This window comes from Arthrobacter sp. A2-55, assembly GCF_025548615.1.
GTDB lineage: Bacteria > Actinomycetota > Actinomycetes > Actinomycetales > Micrococcaceae > Specibacter > Specibacter silviterrae.
The window spans coordinates 1-17,866 of record NZ_JAJLOZ010000088.1 but is presented as its reverse complement, the minus strand read 5'-3'; the positions used below and the strand labels follow the sequence as shown (position 1 = coordinate 17,866).

Below are 17,866 nucleotides of genomic sequence, written 5' to 3'. Positions count from 1 at the left end.
GTGGATGTTTTTCGAAAACATCCACGTTAAATGTCCGTTCGGGCTAGGTTTGGGCGGATTTTCGACGCCGGTACGCGGCCACGTGGGCGCGGTTGCCGCAATTGCCCGTGTCGCAGTACCGCCGGGACCGGTTCTTGGACAGGTCGATCAGCACGGCCCGGCAGTCGCCGGCAGCGCACACCTTCAGGCGCCCCAGTTCCTTGCTGCGGATCACGTCCACCAGGGCCATGGCCGCCTCCACACCCATGCGCTGCGCCAGCGGTGCTGCCGGCGCCGTGGCATGCAGGTGCCAGTCCCACTGGTCGTGCCTGACCAGCTGGGGGAGGGCGCGTGCACCGGCCAGCAGCGCGTTGACCCGTTCGACGGCGGTGTCCTCGCCGGCGGTCCAGATGGTGCGCAGTTCCGCGCGCATATCCCGCACGGCCGCCAGCTCGGCGGCGGAGTGTTCGCGCGAGCCGGAGAACTGCTCCGCCGCCACGAAGGCGTCCAGTTCGGCCAGGGTGGCCAGCGTGTCCGCACCGGACACGCTCCCGTCCGGCAGCAGGTCAATGGGCGCCGAGTTGATCAGGTTCACGGCGGACTGCAGCGCCACTTCCGTGTCATTGCTAAAGACCATGTTGACTCCTGACATTCGACGGGCGTAATGTCATGAGTCTAACTCCTTTGACTGCTGACATACGGACACGCCCATGACTATTTCACGAAATGCCGCCACGGCACCGCCCGGGACCGGTCCTGCCCGGATCGCCTCACCCGCACTGCTCTTTGCCTTTGCCTCGGCGGCCACTTTCGCCTTGTCCGGCCCGTTCGCGAAGTCCTTGTTCGAGGCCGGCTGGTCGCCCGGGGCTGCCGTGGCCGCCCGCATAGGCGGCGCCGCCGCGGTGCTCCTGATACCGGCGGCCATCGCCCTGGTCCGGCAGTGGGCCCAGGTCAAGGGATCCCTGTTGCGCATCGCCGTGTATGGGATTGTGCCGATCGCACTGTGCCAGCTGTTTTACTTCAACGCCGTGTCGCACCTCTCCGTGGGCGTGGCGCTGCTGTTGGAATACCTTTCCCCGGTGCTCCTGGTGGGTTGGGCCTGGCTGAGCACCCGGACCAGCCCGCGGTTGCTGACCATCCTCGGCGCCGTCTGCGCCATGTCCGGCCTGGTGCTGGTGCTGGATTTGGCCGGCAGCACCAAGGTCAGCGTCACCGGCATCCTGTGGGGCCTGGCCGCCGCGGTGTGCTCGGCAGTGTTCTTCATCATGTCCTCCCGCAGCAATGACAACGTCCCGCCCATTCTCATGGCCGGCGGCGGCATGGCCGTGGGTGCCGCGCTGATTTTCGCGCTGGGCCTGGCCGGGCTCATGCCCCTGGCCTTCACCACCGCGGATGTCGGCTTTGCCGGGCACCGGGTGTCGTGGCTGGTGCCCGTGCTGGGACTGGTCCTGGTCACCACCGTCTTCGCCTACGTGGCGGGGATCATCGCCACGCGCGGGCTCGGCTCCAAGGTGGCATCCTTCGTGGCCCTGTTCGAGGTGCTGTTTGCCGTGCTGTGGGCATGGATCCTGCTGGGGGAAATGCCCCGGTTCATCCAGCTGGTGGGCGGGCTGTGCATCATGGCCGGCGTGGTGATGGTCCGGCTCGACGAGCTGCGCGGCCCCCGCCAGCGCGGCGCGTCCTATGCCGTGGACCTGGACGCCGTGCCGGCGGGTGCCCCGGCGCGAGGGGAACCCAACTAAGGGGCTACCAGGGGAGCGGCCCCGACCGGTCCGTGTACGTTCCCGTAGGCCCGTCGGGTCCGGCCAGGGCAGCCTTGACGATGACCTCGGCACCCTCCTCAACGGTTTGGGTGCCACGGTTGCCGTTGAATTCCGTTTTCGTGTAGCCCCGATCCACGGCATTGATCCGCAGCTCCGGGAACGCCTTCGCGTACTGGGTGGTCAGCATGTTTACCGCAGACTTCGACGACGAATACACCACCGAGTGCAGCGCCGATTCGCCTCGGGCGGGGTCGGAGGTGATGGTGATCGAGCCCATGCCCGAGCTGACATTGACGATTGTCCCGGCCGATTCCCGCAGCAGCGGCAGGAAGGCATGAATCATCCGCACCGTGCCGAGGACATTCACGTCGTAGACCTGCAGCATTGACTCTGCCGTGACATCGGCGGGGTCCGTGAACCCGCCGGAGATGCCTGCATTGTTCACCAGGACGTCCAGCCGGCCGGCCTCTCCGCGGATCCGCTGCGCAGCAGCTGCCACGGAAGCGTCCGAGGTGACGTCAAGCTCAATGAATTGCCCGCCGGCGGATTTCGCGGCGGCCAGGCCGCGCCCGGAATCACGGCAGCCAAGATATACGGTGTGACCGGCTGCCGCGAGCTGCCGGGCAGTTTCAAATCCGAGGCCCTTGTTGGCCCCGGTAATCAGGGTGGTTGTCATGATTCCAGTGTGCGCCTGTGGCGGGCCGTCACATAGGGAAGCCCGCCCCCAAAATCTTGGAGGCGGGCCGTGGAGAGGGGTCCGTTAGCGCCCGAAGCGGCGCAGCCGCAGGGAGTTGGCCACCACCAGCACTGAGCTGGCGGCCATCGCGGCCCCGGCGATCATCGGGTTCAGCAGCCCCAGTGCGGCCACCGGAATGCCGATCGCGTTGTAGAAGAACGCCCAGAACAGGTTCACCTTGATGGTGCCCAGCGTCCGGCGGGACAGTGCAATGGCCGTGGCCACCTGGCCCAAATCGCTGCCCATGACGGTCAGGTCCGCGGCAGCAATGGCCACATCCGTGCCCGAACCCATGGCGATGCCGAGGTCCGCCTGCGCCAGGGCCGCGGCGTCGTTCACGCCGTCGCCGGCCATGGCCACCGTGGCGCCGTCGGCCTGCAACCCCTTGACCGCCTCAACCTTGCCCTCGGGCAGGACCTCTGCGTAGACATCCTCCCGTGCAATTCCGACGGCGGCCGCCACCTGTGCTGCCACGGCGGCGTTGTCGCCGGTCAGCAGGATGGGGCGCAGGCCCAGGTCCTTCAACTTGGCGATGGCATCCTTCGAGCCGGCCTTGATGGTGTCCTTGAGGGCGATGAGCCCCGCAGCCTCGCCGTCCACCGCAACCCAGATGGCCGTGGTGCCGCGCTGCTGCTGCTCCGCCAATGACGCCCGGGCCCCCGAGGAAAGCACGACGCCGTTTTCCTCCAGCCAGCCCGCCCGGCCGGCCAGCACGGCGCGTCCTTCGATGACGGCGCGGACGCCGCCGCCCGGTGCGGACGTGAAGTCGTTCAGCTCGGGGAGTGTGCCTGCTTCGCGGGCATGGGCTGTGATGGCGTGCGCGATGGGGTGCTCGCTGTGGGACTCGACGGCACCGGCAAGGCGCAGGATTTCGGCGGCGGGCACCTGGGTGAGGGGGACGACGTCGACCACTGAGAGGCGGCCTTCGGTGACGGTGCCGGTCTTGTCCAGCAGGATGGTGTCCACCGTGCGGGTGTCCTCCAGGACCTGCGGGCCCTTGATCAGGATGCCCAGCTGGGCCGCGCGGCCGGTGCCTGTCAGCAGGCCCACGGGCGTGGCCAGGCCCAGGGCGCAGGGGCAGGCAATGATCAGCACGGCCACGGCGGCCGTGAAGGCGCGCTGGATTTCGGCAGGCTCAATCACCGGGCCGCTCAGCAGCAGCCACAGCGCGAAAGTCAGGACGGCGATGACCAGCACGACCGGCACGAACACGGAGCTGATCCGGTCCGCCAGCCGGGCGATGGGGGCCTTGGCGGCCTGCGCGGCGCTGACCAGCATGCCCATCTGGGCCAGGGTGGTTTCGCTGCCCACGCGGGTGGCCTTAACCAGCAGGCGCCCGGAGGTGTTGATGGTGGCGCCGGTGACGGTGTCGCCGGCCGTGACGTCGACGGGCAGGGATTCGCCCGTGATGAGGGAGGTGTCCACGGCGGAGGTGCCGTCGGTGACGATGCCATCCGTGGCGATCTTCTCGCCGGGGCGGACCACGAAGACCTCGTCCACGGCCAGCTCAGCAGCCGGGATCTTGACCTCCACGCCGTTGCGCAGCACGGTGGCTTCCTTCGCGCCCAGGTTCAGCAGTGCCTTGAGGGCGTCGCCGGCCTTGGACTTGGCGCGGGCTTCCAGGTAGCGGCCCAACAGCAGGAAGGTTACCACCACGGAAGAGACCTCAAAATACAGCGGGGCATGCCCCTCCATGGCCGAACCGTGGGCGGTCATCGACGGGTCCAGGGCCAGTTCGACGGCGGAAAACACGAACGCCGCCGTGACGCCGATGGAGACCAGGGTGTCCATGGTGGAGGCGAAATGGCGGGCGTTGATGGCCGCCGCACGATGGAACGGCCAAGCCGACCAGGTGACCACGGGCAGCGCCAGGATGCCGGCCACCCAGCCCCATTGCGGGAACTGCAGGGCCGGGAACATGGAGACCAGGAAGACCGGGACAGTCAGGATGGCCGCCAGGATGAGGCGCGGGCGCAGCGTGGCGGCGGTGCCGCCGTGGGCCATATGGTCTTCATGTGAATCATGGCCGCCGTGCGCGGCACCCTCCTGCGCGGCACCCTCCTGCGCGGCACCCTCCTGCGCGGCACCCGGGTGGGAGTCGTGCGAGAGGTGGGTAACGGCGTCGTGCTTCATGGCGGGCGGCGCGGGGGGATTTTTCAGCGTGGCCGTGTAGCCGGTGGCCTTGACGGTGTCGATGATTTGCTGGTCGGTAATGCCGGCGGGGACCGTGACCTGGGCTGTTTCCAGCGGGAGGTTCACGGAGGCGCTGACGCCTTCGAGCTTGCCCAGCTTGCGTTCCACCCGGCTGACGCACGATGCACAGGTCATGCCCTGGATGTCGATTTCGACGGTGCGGGGTCCGGGGGAGGCGGTCTGGGACAAGATTTCTGCGGCGCTCATGGCGCTCCTTAGTGTTGTTTAAGCGTTGTTGGCGACAACCAGGTAGCCGGCTTCCGCCACGGCCTCGCTGATTTCTGCCGGATCCAGGGTGAGGGTGGAGGTGATGGTGACCTCGGAGATGCCGCCGGCGTTAAGGTCGACGGCGACGTTTTCCACGCCCTTCAAATCGGAGAGTTCCTCGGTGACGGAGCTGACACAGTGTCCGCAGGTCATGCCGGAAACGTTGATGGTGGTGGTGTGGCTCATGGCTTTAGCTCCTGAGTAGGCGGGATATTGCGGCGGTGGCTTCGGATACTTTTCCGGAAACGATTTCCGGGTTGCCGGATGACTGGGATTCATGGGCGGCATTGACCACGCAGTGCGCGATGTGGTCTTCGAGCAGGCCGATGCTGACGGCGTGCAGGGCCTTGTTGACGGCGGCCATCTGGGTGAGGATGTCGATGCAGTACTTGTCTTCCTCCACCATCCGGGCGATGCCGCGGACCTGGCCCTCGGCACGCTTCAGCCGGCGCAGGTAGGCCTGCTTCTGCTCGGAGTAGCCATAGGGGCCGGCGGGTTCCTCTTCATTGCTCATGGTCTCAAGGTATACCCCCATGGGGTATGTGTCAAATACCCTGTGGGGGTATCTTGGAAACGATGCGGGCCCCGGAACGAAAGTTACCTGCCGGAAAGTCTTGCCGCCGGGGGCCTACATGACAAGACTTGACCCCATGGCTACCAACGGAGATACGTCAAAGACAACCTACCTGCTGGCCGTGGGCACCAAAAAGGGCCTGTGGCTCGGCACCAGCACGGACCGTTCGAACTACTCTTTTACCGGTCCGCACTTCCTGATGAATGAGATTCCAAGCATCGGCATCGATACCCGCAACGGCGCCACGCGCATATTGGTGGGCGTGCGCAGCGAGCACTGGGGACCCACCGTGGCGCACTCGGACGACCTCGGGGCAACGTGGAGCGAACCGGAAAACGGCGCCATCACCTTCCCTGCCGACACGGAGGCCGCACTGGAACGCGTGTGGCAGCTGCAGCCGGACACGGCGGAGCGGCCCGGCGTGGTGTGGGCCGGCTGCGAGCCCATCTCGGTCTGGAAATCCACCGACGGCGGCGAGCACTTTGAGCTCAACCGCGGGCTGTGGGACCATCCCCACCGGACGGAATGGGGTGCCGGCTTTGGCGGCGCCGCCGCCCACACCGTGCTGCCCAGCCCTTCGGACCCCAACACCATCCATATCGCCATGAGCACCGGCGGCGTCTACCGCAGCACCGACGGCGGGGAGTCCTGGGAGCCGCGGAACAGGGGGATTGGCGCCGACTTCATGCCGGACGAGACACCCGAATTTGGCCAGTGCGTGCACAAGGTGGCCCGGGACGCGGTCAAGCCGGAGGTGCTTTACGCCCAGAACCACGGCGGGGTGTACCGCACGGATGACAACGGCGACACCTGGACGTCCATCGCGGAGGGCCTGCCGGCGGACTTCGGCTTCACCATGATGGCGCACCCGCGCCGCTCCGGGACCGCCTGGGTGGTGCCGATCACTGCCGACAGCGAGCGGATTCCGCCGGGCGGCCAGCTGGCCGTGCACCGCACGGACGACGGCGGCGCCTCGTGGACGCGCCTGGCCGAAGGCGTGGTGGAGCCGGACTACAATGTGGTGCTCAGGGACGCGGCATCCGTGGACACGGCCGAGCCCGTGGGCGTGTACTTCGGCACCCGCGGCGGCACGGTTTACGCCAGCGCCGACGAGGGCAACACCTTCACGCCCGTCCTCAAGCAGCTGCCGGACGTATTGTGCGTCCGCGCGGCCGCCGTCGAACTCTAAGGGAGGGCACATGCCGGAGGTGACGGTGCTCATCCCCAGCCTGCTGCGCCCGCTCACCGGCGGGCAGGAGCAGCTGCGCCTGGACGTGGGCGGCGGCGCCACGGTGGCGGAACTGCTGGACGCCATCGGCGGAGGCTTCCCCACCTTTGGCCGGCGGGTCCGCGACGAAACCGGGGCGCTGCGCCGCTTTGTGAACATTTACCTTGACGGCGACGACGTCCGGCGCATGGCCGGGCTGGCCACGCCCGTGGCCGCCGGCCAGGAACTGATGATCATCCAGTCCGTGGCCGGCGGCTGACGCGCGGCCGGCGCTTGCGTGCCGGCAGGTGGAAGGGCCTAGACGGCGTCCAGGTCCGTTTCCAGCATGGCCGCGAGCTTGTCGAGCGCCGCATCGGCGCCGTCGCCCTCGGCACGCAGCACCACCACGCTGCCGTGCTCGGCGCCCAGGGTCATGAGCGAGAGGATGCTGCTGGCGTCCATGGCGTCCTCGGCCGGCGCCCCGTCCATGGCGATGGTGACTTCCACGCCCACTTCGCCGGCGGCTGCGGCGAACAGTGAGGCGGGGCGGGCGTGCAGCCCGGAGCTGCTGGCTACGGTTGCTTTGCGTTCGGACATGGTTCCTCCTGTGGGACGGGGTGGATCAGGCGGGTCCGGAAAGGCCCCGCCAGGTGTGTCTGCTCATAGCCCAAGCTTGGCAAGGATGGGCAGCTTCTCCCGCGCCCAGTCCTTTGCCTGCGCGGGACTGTTTGCCGAGAGTGCCAGTGTAGCGATTTCCTGCGCCTCTTTCAGCGTCACTGTGGCCAGGACCGCGCCGACGGCAGCCAGCGAGCGGGCCGTCATGGACAGGGTGGACACGCCCAGCCCCACCAGCACGACGGCGAGGGCCGGGTCCGCGGCAGCCTCGCCGCAGACGCCCACCGGCTTCCCACTGCCCTCGGCCAGGGCCCCGGCCACCGTGAGGCGCACCAGCTGGAGCACGGCGGGCTGCCACGGGTTGTTCAGGGCGGCCAGGGGGCCCAGCTGGCGGTCCGCGGCCATGGTGTACTGCGTGAGATCGTTGGTGCCCAGGCTGGCAAAGGCCACCTCCCGCAGGATGGACTGGCTGGTCACGGCGGCAGAGGGGACTTCCACCATGACGCCGGGAACCTTCAGGCCGGCCGCCGTGCACATGGCGGCAAAATCGGCGGCCTCCGCCGGGGTGGAGATCATGGGCGCCATGACCCACACGTCCGCCTCGGAGCCGCCGGCGGCTTCGGCGACGGCGGCAAGCTGGCGTTCCAGCACGCCCGGTGAGGAGGTGTCCGTGCGGTAGCCGCGCACACCCAGGGCGGGGTTTGGCTCCGTGGCGTCGGTGAGGAAGGGCAGGGGCTTGTCTGCGCCGGCGTCGAGCGTGCGGAGCACCACTTTCTTGCCGGGGAAGGCGTCAAAAACCCCGCGGTAGGCAGCCACCTGTTCCTCGCGGCTGGGCTCGGTGTCGCGTTCAAGGAAGCAGAATTCGGTGCGCAGCAGCCCCACGCCCTGGGCGCCGGCCGCGGCGGCCTTGACGGCGTCCGCAGCCCCGCCCACATTGGCGAGCAAGGGCACCAGGTGGCCGTCCGCCGTGGTGCCGTTGCCGTCAAAGACCGACAAAAGGGAGGAGTTCGCGGCCCAGGCGGCGGCAGCGGCGCGCTCTGCCTCGCCGGGTTGGGTGGTGATGGTGCCGGCCGCGCCGTCCACGTACACCTCGGTACCGTCGGACAGCTGGTCAATGCCGACGGCGGCCACCACTGCGGGCAGGCCCAGGGACCGGGCGATGATGGCGGTGTGGGATTGCGGGCCGCCTCCTGCCGTGAGGAGCGCCGTGACCTTTTCCGGATCCAGCGTGGCGGTGTCGGCCGGGGCCAGGTCCTCGGCCACGAGGATGAACGGCTGGTCCGAGGAGGGGATGCCAGGTGCCGGGACGCCGCGCAGGGACGCGACAATGCGTGCGCGCACATCCAGCACGTCGGTGGCACGCTCGGCCATGTAGCCTCCCAGGTTCACCAGCATGGCGGCGACAGCTTCGGCAGCCTCCCAGACGGCGCGTTCGGCGGAGGTCCCGGCGTTGACCAGCTTGACGGCGGACTTGATGAGCATGGGGTCCACGGCCATCAGGGCGGTGGCTTCCAGCACTGCCTTGGCGTCGGCCCGGGCCGTGGCGGCCCGCGCCTGCAGCTCCGCCTGGACGGCCTTGGATGCCGTCTGGAGTGCTGCCGTGGCGGTGGCAGCATCGGTTCCCGCTGCCAGTTTCTCCCCGGCGGGAGGCTCCGCCAGCGGCCGCGGCATCTGCTTGATGGTCCCCGTGATGCGTCCGGGGCTGACGCCAACTCCTGGGAAACTCTGCATTGAAATTCCTCAATTCCTGTGTCTGGCCTTGGCGCCGGCCGGCGGGCCGCTGTGCCTGCCGTGGGACGCCCCGCGGGTGGGGGTTTCCTTTAAAGATAACTTGTGATTCACTTCATATAGCAATGCTATAGATGCTAGGGTAGCAGTCATGAACTTCAACGGCCAGCTTCCGCCCAAGACCCGGTTGCTGAACGCGGCGGCACAACTGCTCGCCGACTCAGATGGCGCCCCTGTCTCCACTCGGCAGATCACCGAGATGGCCGGGGTGACTGCACCAACGCTGTACCACCACTTTGGTGACAAGGAGGGGCTGTTCAACGCAGTCCTTGATGCGGGCTTTGAGGAGTATGTGGCAGGAGAGCGCAATTTTGCGCCGACCGGCCAACCGCTTCAGGATGTCCGCCGGATGTGGGACAACCACATCCAGTTCGGCCTGGACAGGCCGCAGCTTTATGCGGTGATGTTTGGCAACATTCGTCCCGGCAGCCGCTCGTCACGGGTTGCCGAAGCCGAGGCGTACATGGAGGAGATGCTGGACAAGGCGGCTTCGGCCGGCCAGCTCAGCGTCCCGCCCCGCGAGGCCGCCCGCAGCATTTTGGCGGCCAATGTGGGGGTGACGCTGATGCTCATCGCCGAGCCGGTGGCGGACCGCAACTTCGAGTTGTCAACCATGACTCGGGAGGCTGTGATTTCCGCCGTTTCATCGGATGCCGAGCTGGCATCGGCACCCACCCCCGTGGCGGCGCCGTCGGTGGTGGTGGCAGCCATCGCCTTGAACGCAGCCCTTGAATCCTCCCACCCCGAGCAGCTATCCAGCACGGAGCTGAAGATGTTCCTGGAGTGGCTGGACCGCATCGCCAAAACTTCATAGTTCCACCACCACGCAATACCAACATTCCTGCATTGGTGCAGGCTTTACGGTTAGGAAACTCTCATGGCAACACCATCAGTGACCGCCACAAAGGGCGGCGCCAGGGTCAAGGTGCAGAGGTTCGGCACTTTCCTCTCTGGCATGATCATGCCCAACATTGGGGCATTCATTGCCTGGGGCATAGTCACCGCCTTCTTCATCCCCACGGGCTTCACCCCCAACGGGACGCTGAACGAGATGGTGGGCCCCATGATCACCTACCTGCTGCCCCTGCTGATCGCGTACACGGGCGGAAAGATGGTCCATGGCGTCCGCGGCGGCGTGGTCGGCGCCGCAGCAACCATGGGTGTCATTGTCGGTACCGACATCCCCATGTTCATTGGTGCCATGCTCATGGGTCCGCTGACGGCATGGCTCATGATGAAGCTCGACAAGATCTGGGAAGGCCGCATCAAGCCCGGCTTTGAGATGCTAATCGACAACTTCTCCGCCGGCATCCTGGCCGCCATCATGGCGATCATCGGCAAGCTGGTGGTGGGGCCGGTGGTGATCGCCTTCAGCAACGGTGCCGGCAACGTGGTCCAGTTCCTGGTCCATCACGGCCTGCTGCCGTTTACCAGTATCTTCATTGAACCCGCCAAGGTCCTGTTCCTGAACAACGCCGTCAACCACGGCATCCTGACCCCGCTGGGCACCGAACAGGCACTGCAGCAGGGCAAGTCCATCCTGTTCCTGCTGGAAGCCAACCCCGGCCCCGGCCTGGGCCTGCTGCTGGCCTACGCGATCTTCGGCAAGGGCCTGGCGAAGGCCTCCGCCCCCGGCGCCGCGCTGATCCAGTTCCTGGGCGGCATCCACGAAATCTACTTCCCGTACGTGCTGATGAAGCCCGTCATGATCCTGGCCACCATTGGCGGCGGCATGACAGGCATCTTCATGCTGGTCATCACCGGTTCCGGGCTGCGCGCCCCAGCCGCCCCTGGCAGCATCTTCGCCGTATACGCCATGACGGCCAGTGACAGCTATGTGGGCGTGACCTTGTCCGTGGTGCTGGCCGCCACAGTCTCCTTCCTGGTCGGCTCCTTCATCCTCAGGATCAGCCCCGTTCCGGCGGAATCCGACAACCTGGGCGAGGCCACGGCCAAGATGGAGGCCATGAAGGGCAAGAAGAGCTCCGTTGCCTCGATGCTCGCCGGTGCCGCCACCAAGGGCCCCATCTCCACCGTTGTCTTCGCCTGCGACGCCGGCATGGGCTCGAGTGCCATGGGCGCCTCGGTGCTGCGGAACATGATCAAGAAGGCCGGCTTCCCGGAGGTCAAGGTGACCAATTCGGCCATCGCGAACCTGACGGACAGCTACGACGTGGTGGTCACCCACCAGGACCTGGCCGAACGCGCGGCGCCGTACACCACCAGCGCGGCCCACTTCTCCGTGGACAACTTCATGAACAGCCCGCGCTATGCGGAAATCGTGGAGCTGGTCAAGGCCAGCAACGGCGCGGGCGCGGCACCTGCAACGGCAGCCGCCGTCGTGCCTGGGGATGATGAGGCACTCGCCGCAGGTTCCATCCTGGCCCGCGAAAGCGTGGTCCTGAACGGGACCGCCGGCACCCGGGATGCGGCCATTGACGAGGCCGGCGCGCTGCTGCTGGCCCGCGGGGCAGTGAATGCCGCGTACGTGGCAGCCATGCATGAGCGCGAGGAATCGGTGTCCACCTACATGGGCAACTTCCTGGCCATCCCGCACGGGACCAATGAGGCCAAGGGGAACATCTCCAGCTCTGCCGTCTCCATCATCCGGTACCCGGAAGGCATCGACTGGAACGGCAAGCCCGTGAAGTTTGTGGTGGGCGTGGCCGGAGTGAACAACGAGCACCTGGCCATCCTGTCCTCCATCGCCCGGGTCTTCACCGACAAGGACCAGGTGGCCCGCCTGGAGGCCGCCTCCTCGGTGGATGAAGTCCTGGACATCTTCCGGAAGGTCAACGCATAGTGAAAACAGTTCATTTTGGGGCCGGGAACATTGGCCGCGGATTTGTTGGCCTGCTGCTGCACAACGCCGGCTACGAGATTGTCTTTGCCGACGTGGCCGCTGCGCTCATCGACCAGCTGGCCGCGGCGGACAGCTATCAGGTGCACGAGGTGGGCGAGAACCCGGCCGTGCACACGGTGGACAACTTCAGGGCACTGAATTCGGCTGCCGCACCGGACGCCGTGGTCGCGGAAATTGCGACGGCGGACATGGTCACCACCGCGGTGGGCCCGAACATCCTCAAGTTCGTGGCGCCGTTGATTGCCCGCGGCATTGCGGCCCGGGATGCCGGGCCGGCGCCCTTGCAGGTCATGGCCTGCGAGAACGCCATCAATGCCACGGACATCCTGGAGGCGGCAGTCCGCGCCGACGGGGCAGCGGGGCAGGCCGCCGTGGATTCGGCGGCCGTGTTTGCCAACACGGCAGTGGACCGGATTGTGCCCAACCAGGCACCGGGCCAGGGGCTGGACGTCACGGTGGAGACGTTCTTTGAATGGGTCATCGACAAGACCCCGTTCCGCGGGGCTGAACCGGCCATTCCGGGCGTCACGTTTGTGGACAGCCTTGGCCCGTACATTGAACGCAAGCTGTTCACTGTGAACACGGGACACGCGTCCACGGCCTACTTTGGCCGGGCCGCCGGGCTGGAGAAAATTTCCGACGCCATGGCTGACCCGTCCGTCCAGGCCAGGGTCCGCGCCGTGCTGGAAGAAACGAAGCAGCTGCTGGTGGCGAAGCACGGTTTTGCCGAGGCGGAACAGGAAGCCTATGTGCAAAAGATCCTGGTCCGGTTCGCCAACGAACACCTGCCTGACACCGTGGTGCGGGTGGGCCGGGCGCCCCTGCGCAAGCTCAGCCGCCATGAGCGCTTCATTGGCCCTGCGGCCGAGCTCGCGGAAAACGGCGTGAAACCTGCGGCCCTGCTGGAGGCCATCGGCGCGGCACTGCGGTTTGACGATCCAGGTGACGCCGAGGCCGTGGAATTGGCGTCCATCCTGGCTGACAACCCCGCGGCGGCCGCCACGGAACGCATCACGGGGCTGGCCCCGGCGCACCCGCTGTTCGCCGCCGTCAACGCCGTGGTGGAAGCGGCGCAGGCGCGGTAACTGCTCATTGCGGATCCAGCCGCGTTTGTGGAACGTGAAGGGCCCGGCACCGGGGGTGCCGGGCCCTTCCGTCTGTGGGTCAGGCCCTGACGGCGGCAGAAAACAGGCCACCATGCCATGCTCCGGGCACATCCCTGCGGTAGGTTGGCGGTAACAGTTCGTGCGGATCAGCTTCCGGTTGAAGGATGTGCCCATGGCCAAGGAACTTGCCACCCAACTCATTGAACAGTTGCAGTTTGCCGGAGTGCGGCGCATCTACGGGATTGTGGGCGACAGCCTTAACCCGCTGGTGGACGCCGTGCGGAAAACCGGGGGTGCCAGCAACGGAGGAATCGACTGGATCCACGTCCGGCACGAGGAAGCGGCCGCTTTCGCCGCCGGCGCCGAAGCGCAGCTCACGGGGGAACTGGCCGTGTGCGCGGGTTCCTGCGGCCCCGGGAACCTGCACCTGATGAACGGGCTGTACGACGCCAACCGCACCGGTGCGCCCGTGCTGGCCATCGCCTCCCACATCCCCAGCAAGCAGATCGGCAGCGGGTTTTTCCAGGAAACCCACCCCGACAGGATCTTTGACGAATGCTCCGTGTATTCGGAGCTGGTCAGCACCGCGGAGCAGGCACCCAGGGTCATGCGCAGCGCCATTTCCCATGCCATCGGCCTGAGGGGTGTCGCCGTCGTGACCTTGCCGGGCGACATCGCAAGCCTTCCTGCCAGCGCACCCACGCCACACCGGCGCCCCTACACCCGCGCGTCACTGGTGCCCGCCCAGGAAAGCGTGAAGGAGCTGGCCGACGCCATTAACAGGGCGCAAAAGGTGGCCATCTTTGCCGGTGCCGGTGTGGAGGGCGCCCACGACGAAGTCATTGCGCTCGCGGAACTGGTCAAGGCGCCCATCGGGCACAGCCTGCGGGGCAAGGACTTCATCCAGTACGGCAACCCCTTCGACATCGGCATGACGGGGCTGCTGGGCTACGGTGCAGCCGCCGAGGGCATTGCCGACGCCGAGCTGCTGATCCTGCTCGGCACCGACTTCCCGTACGACCAATTCCTGCCCGGCACCCGCACCGCACAGGTGGACCGGGCCCCGGAACACCTGGGCCGGCGCACCGACGTCGAAATTGCCGTGCACGGCGACGTGCTGCCCACCCTGCAGGCCCTGATCCCACTGGTGGAGCCGAAGAACAATTCACGTTTCCTGGACCAGATGCTGAAGAAACATGACCGGCTCATGAACAAGGCGGTGGGTGCCTACACGCGCAACGCGGACAGGCTGGTGCCCATCCACCCCGAATACGCGGCCTCCCTGCTGGATGAAATTGCGGCCAAGGATGCCATCTTCACGGCGGACACGGGCATGTGCAATGTGTGGACGGCACGCTACATCAACCCCCTGGGGACGCGCCGGCTGATCGGCTCCTACCTGCACGGATCCATGGCGAATGCGCTGCCGCAGGCCATCGGAGTCCAGTCCGCCTACCCGGACCGGCAGGTCATCTCGGTGTCCGGCGACGGCGGCCTGTCGATGCTCCTCGGCGAGCTCATCACGGCGGCCGCGCACAAGCTCCCCATCAACGTGGTGGTGTTCAACAACTCCACGCTGGGCATGGTCAAGCTGGAAATGCTGGTGGACGGCCTGGCCGACTTCGGCGTTGACGTTCCGGACACGAACTACGCCGCCATTGCCGCTGCCATGGGTTTCCATGCCGTCCGTGTAACGGACCCAGCGGGCATTGCGGACGCCTACCGGGCGGCGTTTGCGTACGATGGCCCGTCTCTGGTGGAACTGGTCACGGACCCGAACGCGCTGTCAATCCCGCCGAAGATCAAGGGCGGGCAGGTGCTGGGGTTTGCCACGGCCATGTCCAAGATTGTGCTGAACAAGGGTGCGGGGGAGGCTGTCAGCATGGCCCGGAGCAACTTGCGCAACATCCCGCGCGGCTGACCCCGGTCCGGGGCCGGCCCCGCGGGAGGTGTTTATGCGGCGACGGAGTCGTCGTGGACCACGGCGCGTGCGGGGATGGGTTCCAGTTTCCCCATGAGGAGGATGTAGGAGAGGAGGCCGCCGACCAGGGCGACGCCGCCGATGATGAAGGCGAAGGCGAAGCTGCCGGTGATGTCGACGACCATGCCGGTGACGATGGGTGCGGCGACGCCGGCGAGCAGGTTGACGCAGTTGACGATGGCGGCCAGGGAGCCGGCGCTGCCTTCGGGGGCGATGAGCGCCGGGAGGGAGTTGCTGGTGACGTAGACGAGGGCGATTCCGGCGCTGCCGGCGGCGATCCAGATGATGGCGGTGGTGGCGCTGTGGCTGAAGGCGGCACCGACGGTGAGCAGGGCGACTATCATGCCGGCGACGATGATGCCTTTGCGGACTTTGTCGGCGTTGGCGCCGCGGCCGATGACCCGGTCCACCCACCAGCCGCCGATGGTCAGTTCGGAGATGAACATGGCCAGGGCGGGGACGGCGGCGTAGATGCCGCTTTGCAGGATGCTCTGGTCCATGCTTTTTTGCATGTAGCCCGGCAGCCAGGTCAGCAGCATCCAGAGGACGTAGCCGGCCCCGGCGAGTCCGAGGGAGAGGCCCCAGACCTTGCGCTGGCGCAGCAGGTAGCCGACGGTGGCCAGGTCGCTTTTGGGGCGGACTGATTCGGAGGAGGCGCCGCCGTCGACAATGTAGTTGTATTCCTCCTGGCTCATGCGCGCCTTCTTCAGGCGGGCTGCGGGTCCGCTGTACTTCCAGAGGAATGCGGCGAGGAAGACCAGTGACAGCCCGGCCTGGACCCAGAATGCTTCGCGCCAGCCCCAGGTGGCCACGGTGAAGGCGATCAGGGGCAGGCCCAGGACGTTGGCCAGGCGGGTGCCGCTGTCGAAGATGGCGGTGCACAGTCCGCGTTCGTGGCGGGGGAACCACAGGCCGGTGGCCTTCATGGCGCCGGGGAAGGCGGGGGCTTCGGCCACGCCGAGGAGAACGCGGGCCACGATGATGATCCACGCGCCGGAGGCAACTGCGGTCAGCACGGAGGCGATGAACCACAGCACGGCGCTGGCGCCCCAGATCTTTTTCACCCCGAAGCGGTCCAGGAGCATGCCGGAGGGGATCTGCATGATCGCGTAGGACCACAGGAACGCGGAGGAGAGCACACCGAATTCGGTGGCCGTGAGGCCGAATTCGTGCGAAAGCGGTGTCTGCGTGACGGAGATCGAAAGCCGGTCAATGTAGTTGATCAGGATGCCGAAGCCCATGAGCAGGGCAATGTTCCACCGCGCCTTGCCCCGGGGTTTCGCGGGGGCGCTGTGGGTGGTGGACTGGATTTTTTGGTGGTTTTCAACTGTCTTGGACATGGAGAATCCTCAGGACGGAAAGTTTTGGGCGGTACCCTGCCTGTGCGGCTTCATTGCCGGGACAGGGCGCGGACCCCGGTCGTAGGGTGTGGACGCGTGCTGCTTGGGCACCGCGGCGCGCACCGGGAATGGCTGCATGGCTAGCGGCGGGCGTGGTTGGCCAATGCCAGGACAGGCGTTCGGTGGGTGGCGGATCTCGCCGCGAGGGCCAGGGCGGTCAGTGTTGCTGCCGCCAGGACGGATTCCATGCCCCACATGAGTGGCGAATGACCGGCGTTCAGCCACAAATGGCCAAATATTGTCAATGCCACCGTGGCGAACAGAATCTGGCAGAAGGCCAGGCTGCGGGGCCTGGCCTTCTGCGGGTGCATCGAACTCGCCTTCAATGCACCGTTTTCAGAATTTTTCATCGGACTTCAACCAATCAAGTAACGGATTGTCGATGTTGCGCACCTCACATTTTGAGGATGTATCGACTCTAAAACTTTCCAGCATCTTCCACAAGAGGAAATATGATTTTCACATAGTGGAAGTATGGAATCGTGTTAAATCGGTGCTCGAGGAGTTCTGCCGCCCGGCGGACATGACCCCGTATCCTTGAGTTCCCGGACGGGCCGGGACCGGGGGCGCGGCCCCCGGAATCTGCGAGGGACAGGTTCCAGATGCTCACAACTGCAATTGTCTTTGCTGTTTTGGCAGCGGCACTCCACGTCTACATATTTGCGTTGGAATCATTTCGCTGGACTGCGGTGTCGACGCGAAAAACATTCGGCACCACGGCCGAGGAAGCGAACGCAACGAAGGAATTGGCCTTCAACCAGGGCTTCTACAATCTCTTTCTTGCCATTGTGACGCTTGCCGGCGTCATCGCTGCCGCATCCGGCCATCATTCCGTCGGTGCGGCGCTGGTCCTGGCCGGGGCTGGTTCCATGCTCGCCGCGGGACTGGTGCTGCTGATTTCCTCGCCGTCCAAGGCGAAGGCGGCCTTGGTGCAGCTCACCCTGCCGCTGGTCGCCGTCGTGCTTGTCCTGGTGTGGCTGCCGACAAACGTTTAAGCATTGAAAGGCGCCCGGAACGGGCATAGCGTTTAAGGACATCCTAAGGGGGTGCCCGAAGTGGAAATTCATCTGTGGTGGCTTGAAATGGACCTGGCGGCCAAGGAGTGGCTGCGCGAAAACCTGGAAGCGGAGACGGTTCCCGAGCACGTGCTGGCTGCTGTCAGGGCGGCCGGTGGCGAGGTGGTGGGCGGCACGCTCACGCGGCGCGAGTGGGCGTTCATTGAGACGCAATCGGAGTTTGTCGACTGACGCCGTTCCTGTTCCATCCCGTTCCTTCGCCGAGATAGCGGAAGAGCGCCGAATCCGGCAAGAATTTTCCGCACGTCTCGGCGCGGTACCGCTATCTCGGCGGGGTGCGGGGCGGGCGGAATGTGATCTTCGCGGCCCGGGCGGGAC

Annotated in this window: 18 protein-coding genes; 9 read left to right on the top strand and 9 right to left on the bottom strand. The window is 66.5% G+C overall.

The features are described 5' to 3' along the window. Positions 1 to 43: 43 nt before the first annotated feature. Positions 44 to 616: a CGNR zinc finger domain-containing protein gene (locus tag LPN03_RS18540; protein ID WP_262455447.1), complete on the bottom strand. Its 573-nt coding sequence runs from the start codon at positions 614 to 616 to the stop codon at positions 44 to 46. 73 nt (positions 617 to 689) lie between these two features. Here LPN03_RS18540 and LPN03_RS18535 point away from each other — a divergent pair, with 73 nt between their 5' ends. After that, entirely contained in the window at positions 690 to 1,721 is a 1,032-nt protein-coding gene (locus tag LPN03_RS18535) for an EamA family transporter (RefSeq protein WP_262455446.1), read from the top strand. 4 nt (positions 1,722 to 1,725) lie between these two features. Here the strand turns inward: LPN03_RS18535 and LPN03_RS18530 are convergent, their stop codons facing one another. From LPN03_RS18530 to LPN03_RS18515, 4 genes are all read right to left on the bottom strand, one after another. Beyond that, positions 1,726 to 2,418 carry an SDR family oxidoreductase gene (locus tag LPN03_RS18530; RefSeq protein ID WP_165182595.1) on the bottom strand — a complete coding sequence of 231 codons (693 nt, stop codon included), beginning with the start codon at positions 2,416 to 2,418 and terminating at the stop codon, positions 1,726 to 1,728. Between the two features lie 84 nt (positions 2,419 to 2,502). Then, entirely contained in the window at positions 2,503 to 4,878 is a 2,376-nt protein-coding gene (locus LPN03_RS18525; protein WP_165182596.1) for a heavy metal translocating P-type ATPase, read from the bottom strand. Between the two features lie 18 nt (positions 4,879 to 4,896). Then, positions 4,897 to 5,124 (bottom strand): heavy-metal-associated domain-containing protein, encoded by a 228-nt coding sequence (locus LPN03_RS18520; protein WP_165182597.1) that lies wholly within the window; start codon positions 5,122 to 5,124, stop codon positions 4,897 to 4,899. A gap of 4 nt (positions 5,125 to 5,128) precedes the next feature. After that, positions 5,129 to 5,452 (bottom strand): metal-sensitive transcriptional regulator, encoded by a 324-nt coding sequence (locus LPN03_RS18515; protein WP_165182598.1) that lies wholly within the window; start codon positions 5,450 to 5,452, stop codon positions 5,129 to 5,131. A 136-nt stretch (positions 5,453 to 5,588) separates the two neighbouring features. Here LPN03_RS18515 and LPN03_RS18510 point away from each other — a divergent pair, with 136 nt between their 5' ends. Continuing rightward, positions 5,589 to 6,701 carry a WD40/YVTN/BNR-like repeat-containing protein gene (locus LPN03_RS18510; protein ID WP_165182599.1) on the top strand — a complete coding sequence of 371 codons (1,113 nt, stop codon included), beginning with the start codon at positions 5,589 to 5,591 and terminating at the stop codon, positions 6,699 to 6,701. A gap of 10 nt (positions 6,702 to 6,711) precedes the next feature. After that, a complete protein-coding gene (locus LPN03_RS18505; protein WP_165182600.1) occupies positions 6,712 to 6,999 on the top strand; it encodes a MoaD/ThiS family protein in 288 nt (95 codons plus the stop codon). 38 nt (positions 7,000 to 7,037) lie between these two features. Here the strand turns inward: LPN03_RS18505 and LPN03_RS18500 are convergent, their stop codons facing one another. After that, positions 7,038 to 7,316 (bottom strand): HPr family phosphocarrier protein, encoded by a 279-nt coding sequence (locus tag LPN03_RS18500; RefSeq protein ID WP_165182601.1) that lies wholly within the window; start codon positions 7,314 to 7,316, stop codon positions 7,038 to 7,040. A 63-nt stretch (positions 7,317 to 7,379) separates the two neighbouring features. Next, positions 7,380 to 9,065: a phosphoenolpyruvate--protein phosphotransferase gene (gene ptsP / locus LPN03_RS18495; RefSeq protein ID WP_262455445.1), complete on the bottom strand. Its 1,686-nt coding sequence runs from the start codon at positions 9,063 to 9,065 to the stop codon at positions 7,380 to 7,382. A 148-nt stretch (positions 9,066 to 9,213) separates the two neighbouring features. On the opposite strand from ptsP, the gene LPN03_RS18490 reads away from it, so the two are divergent. From LPN03_RS18490 to LPN03_RS18475, 4 genes are all read left to right on the top strand, one after another. Further along, positions 9,214 to 9,936, top strand: coding sequence for a TetR/AcrR family transcriptional regulator (locus LPN03_RS18490; protein ID WP_165182603.1), 723 nt, complete (start codon positions 9,214 to 9,216; stop codon positions 9,934 to 9,936). A 63-nt stretch (positions 9,937 to 9,999) separates the two neighbouring features. Next, positions 10,000 to 11,925: a PTS mannitol transporter subunit IICBA gene (locus LPN03_RS18485; protein ID WP_262455444.1), complete on the top strand. Its 1,926-nt coding sequence runs from the start codon at positions 10,000 to 10,002 to the stop codon at positions 11,923 to 11,925. Then, the gene (locus tag LPN03_RS18480; RefSeq protein WP_262455443.1) at positions 11,925 to 13,070 is read left to right on the top strand and encodes a mannitol-1-phosphate 5-dehydrogenase; all 1,146 of its coding nucleotides are present in this window, start codon (positions 11,925 to 11,927) and stop codon (positions 13,068 to 13,070) included. The genes LPN03_RS18485 and LPN03_RS18480 overlap by 1 nt, the downstream gene beginning before the upstream one ends. Positions 13,071 to 13,263: 193 nt before the next feature. Next, positions 13,264 to 15,012 (top strand): pyruvate dehydrogenase, encoded by a 1,749-nt coding sequence (locus LPN03_RS18475; RefSeq protein ID WP_165182606.1) that lies wholly within the window; start codon positions 13,264 to 13,266, stop codon positions 15,010 to 15,012. Between the two features lie 32 nt (positions 15,013 to 15,044). On the opposite strand, the gene LPN03_RS18470 is transcribed toward LPN03_RS18475, so the two are convergent. Beyond that, complete coding sequence (locus LPN03_RS18470) at positions 15,045 to 16,412, bottom strand: MFS transporter (protein WP_165182607.1); 1,368 nt, start codon at positions 16,410 to 16,412, stop codon at positions 15,045 to 15,047. Between the two features lie 140 nt (positions 16,413 to 16,552). Continuing rightward, the gene (locus LPN03_RS18465) at positions 16,553 to 16,783 is read right to left on the bottom strand and encodes a hypothetical protein (RefSeq protein WP_165182608.1); all 231 of its coding nucleotides are present in this window, start codon (positions 16,781 to 16,783) and stop codon (positions 16,553 to 16,555) included. Between the two features lie 291 nt (positions 16,784 to 17,074). On the opposite strand from LPN03_RS18465, the gene LPN03_RS18460 reads away from it, so the two are divergent. Further along, complete coding sequence (locus tag LPN03_RS18460; protein ID WP_165182609.1) at positions 17,075 to 17,467, top strand: DUF1304 domain-containing protein; 393 nt, start codon at positions 17,075 to 17,077, stop codon at positions 17,465 to 17,467. A gap of 60 nt (positions 17,468 to 17,527) precedes the next feature. Beyond that, entirely contained in the window at positions 17,528 to 17,719 is a 192-nt protein-coding gene (locus LPN03_RS18455; protein ID WP_165182610.1) for a hypothetical protein, read from the top strand. Positions 17,720 to 17,866 lie beyond the last annotated feature (147 nt).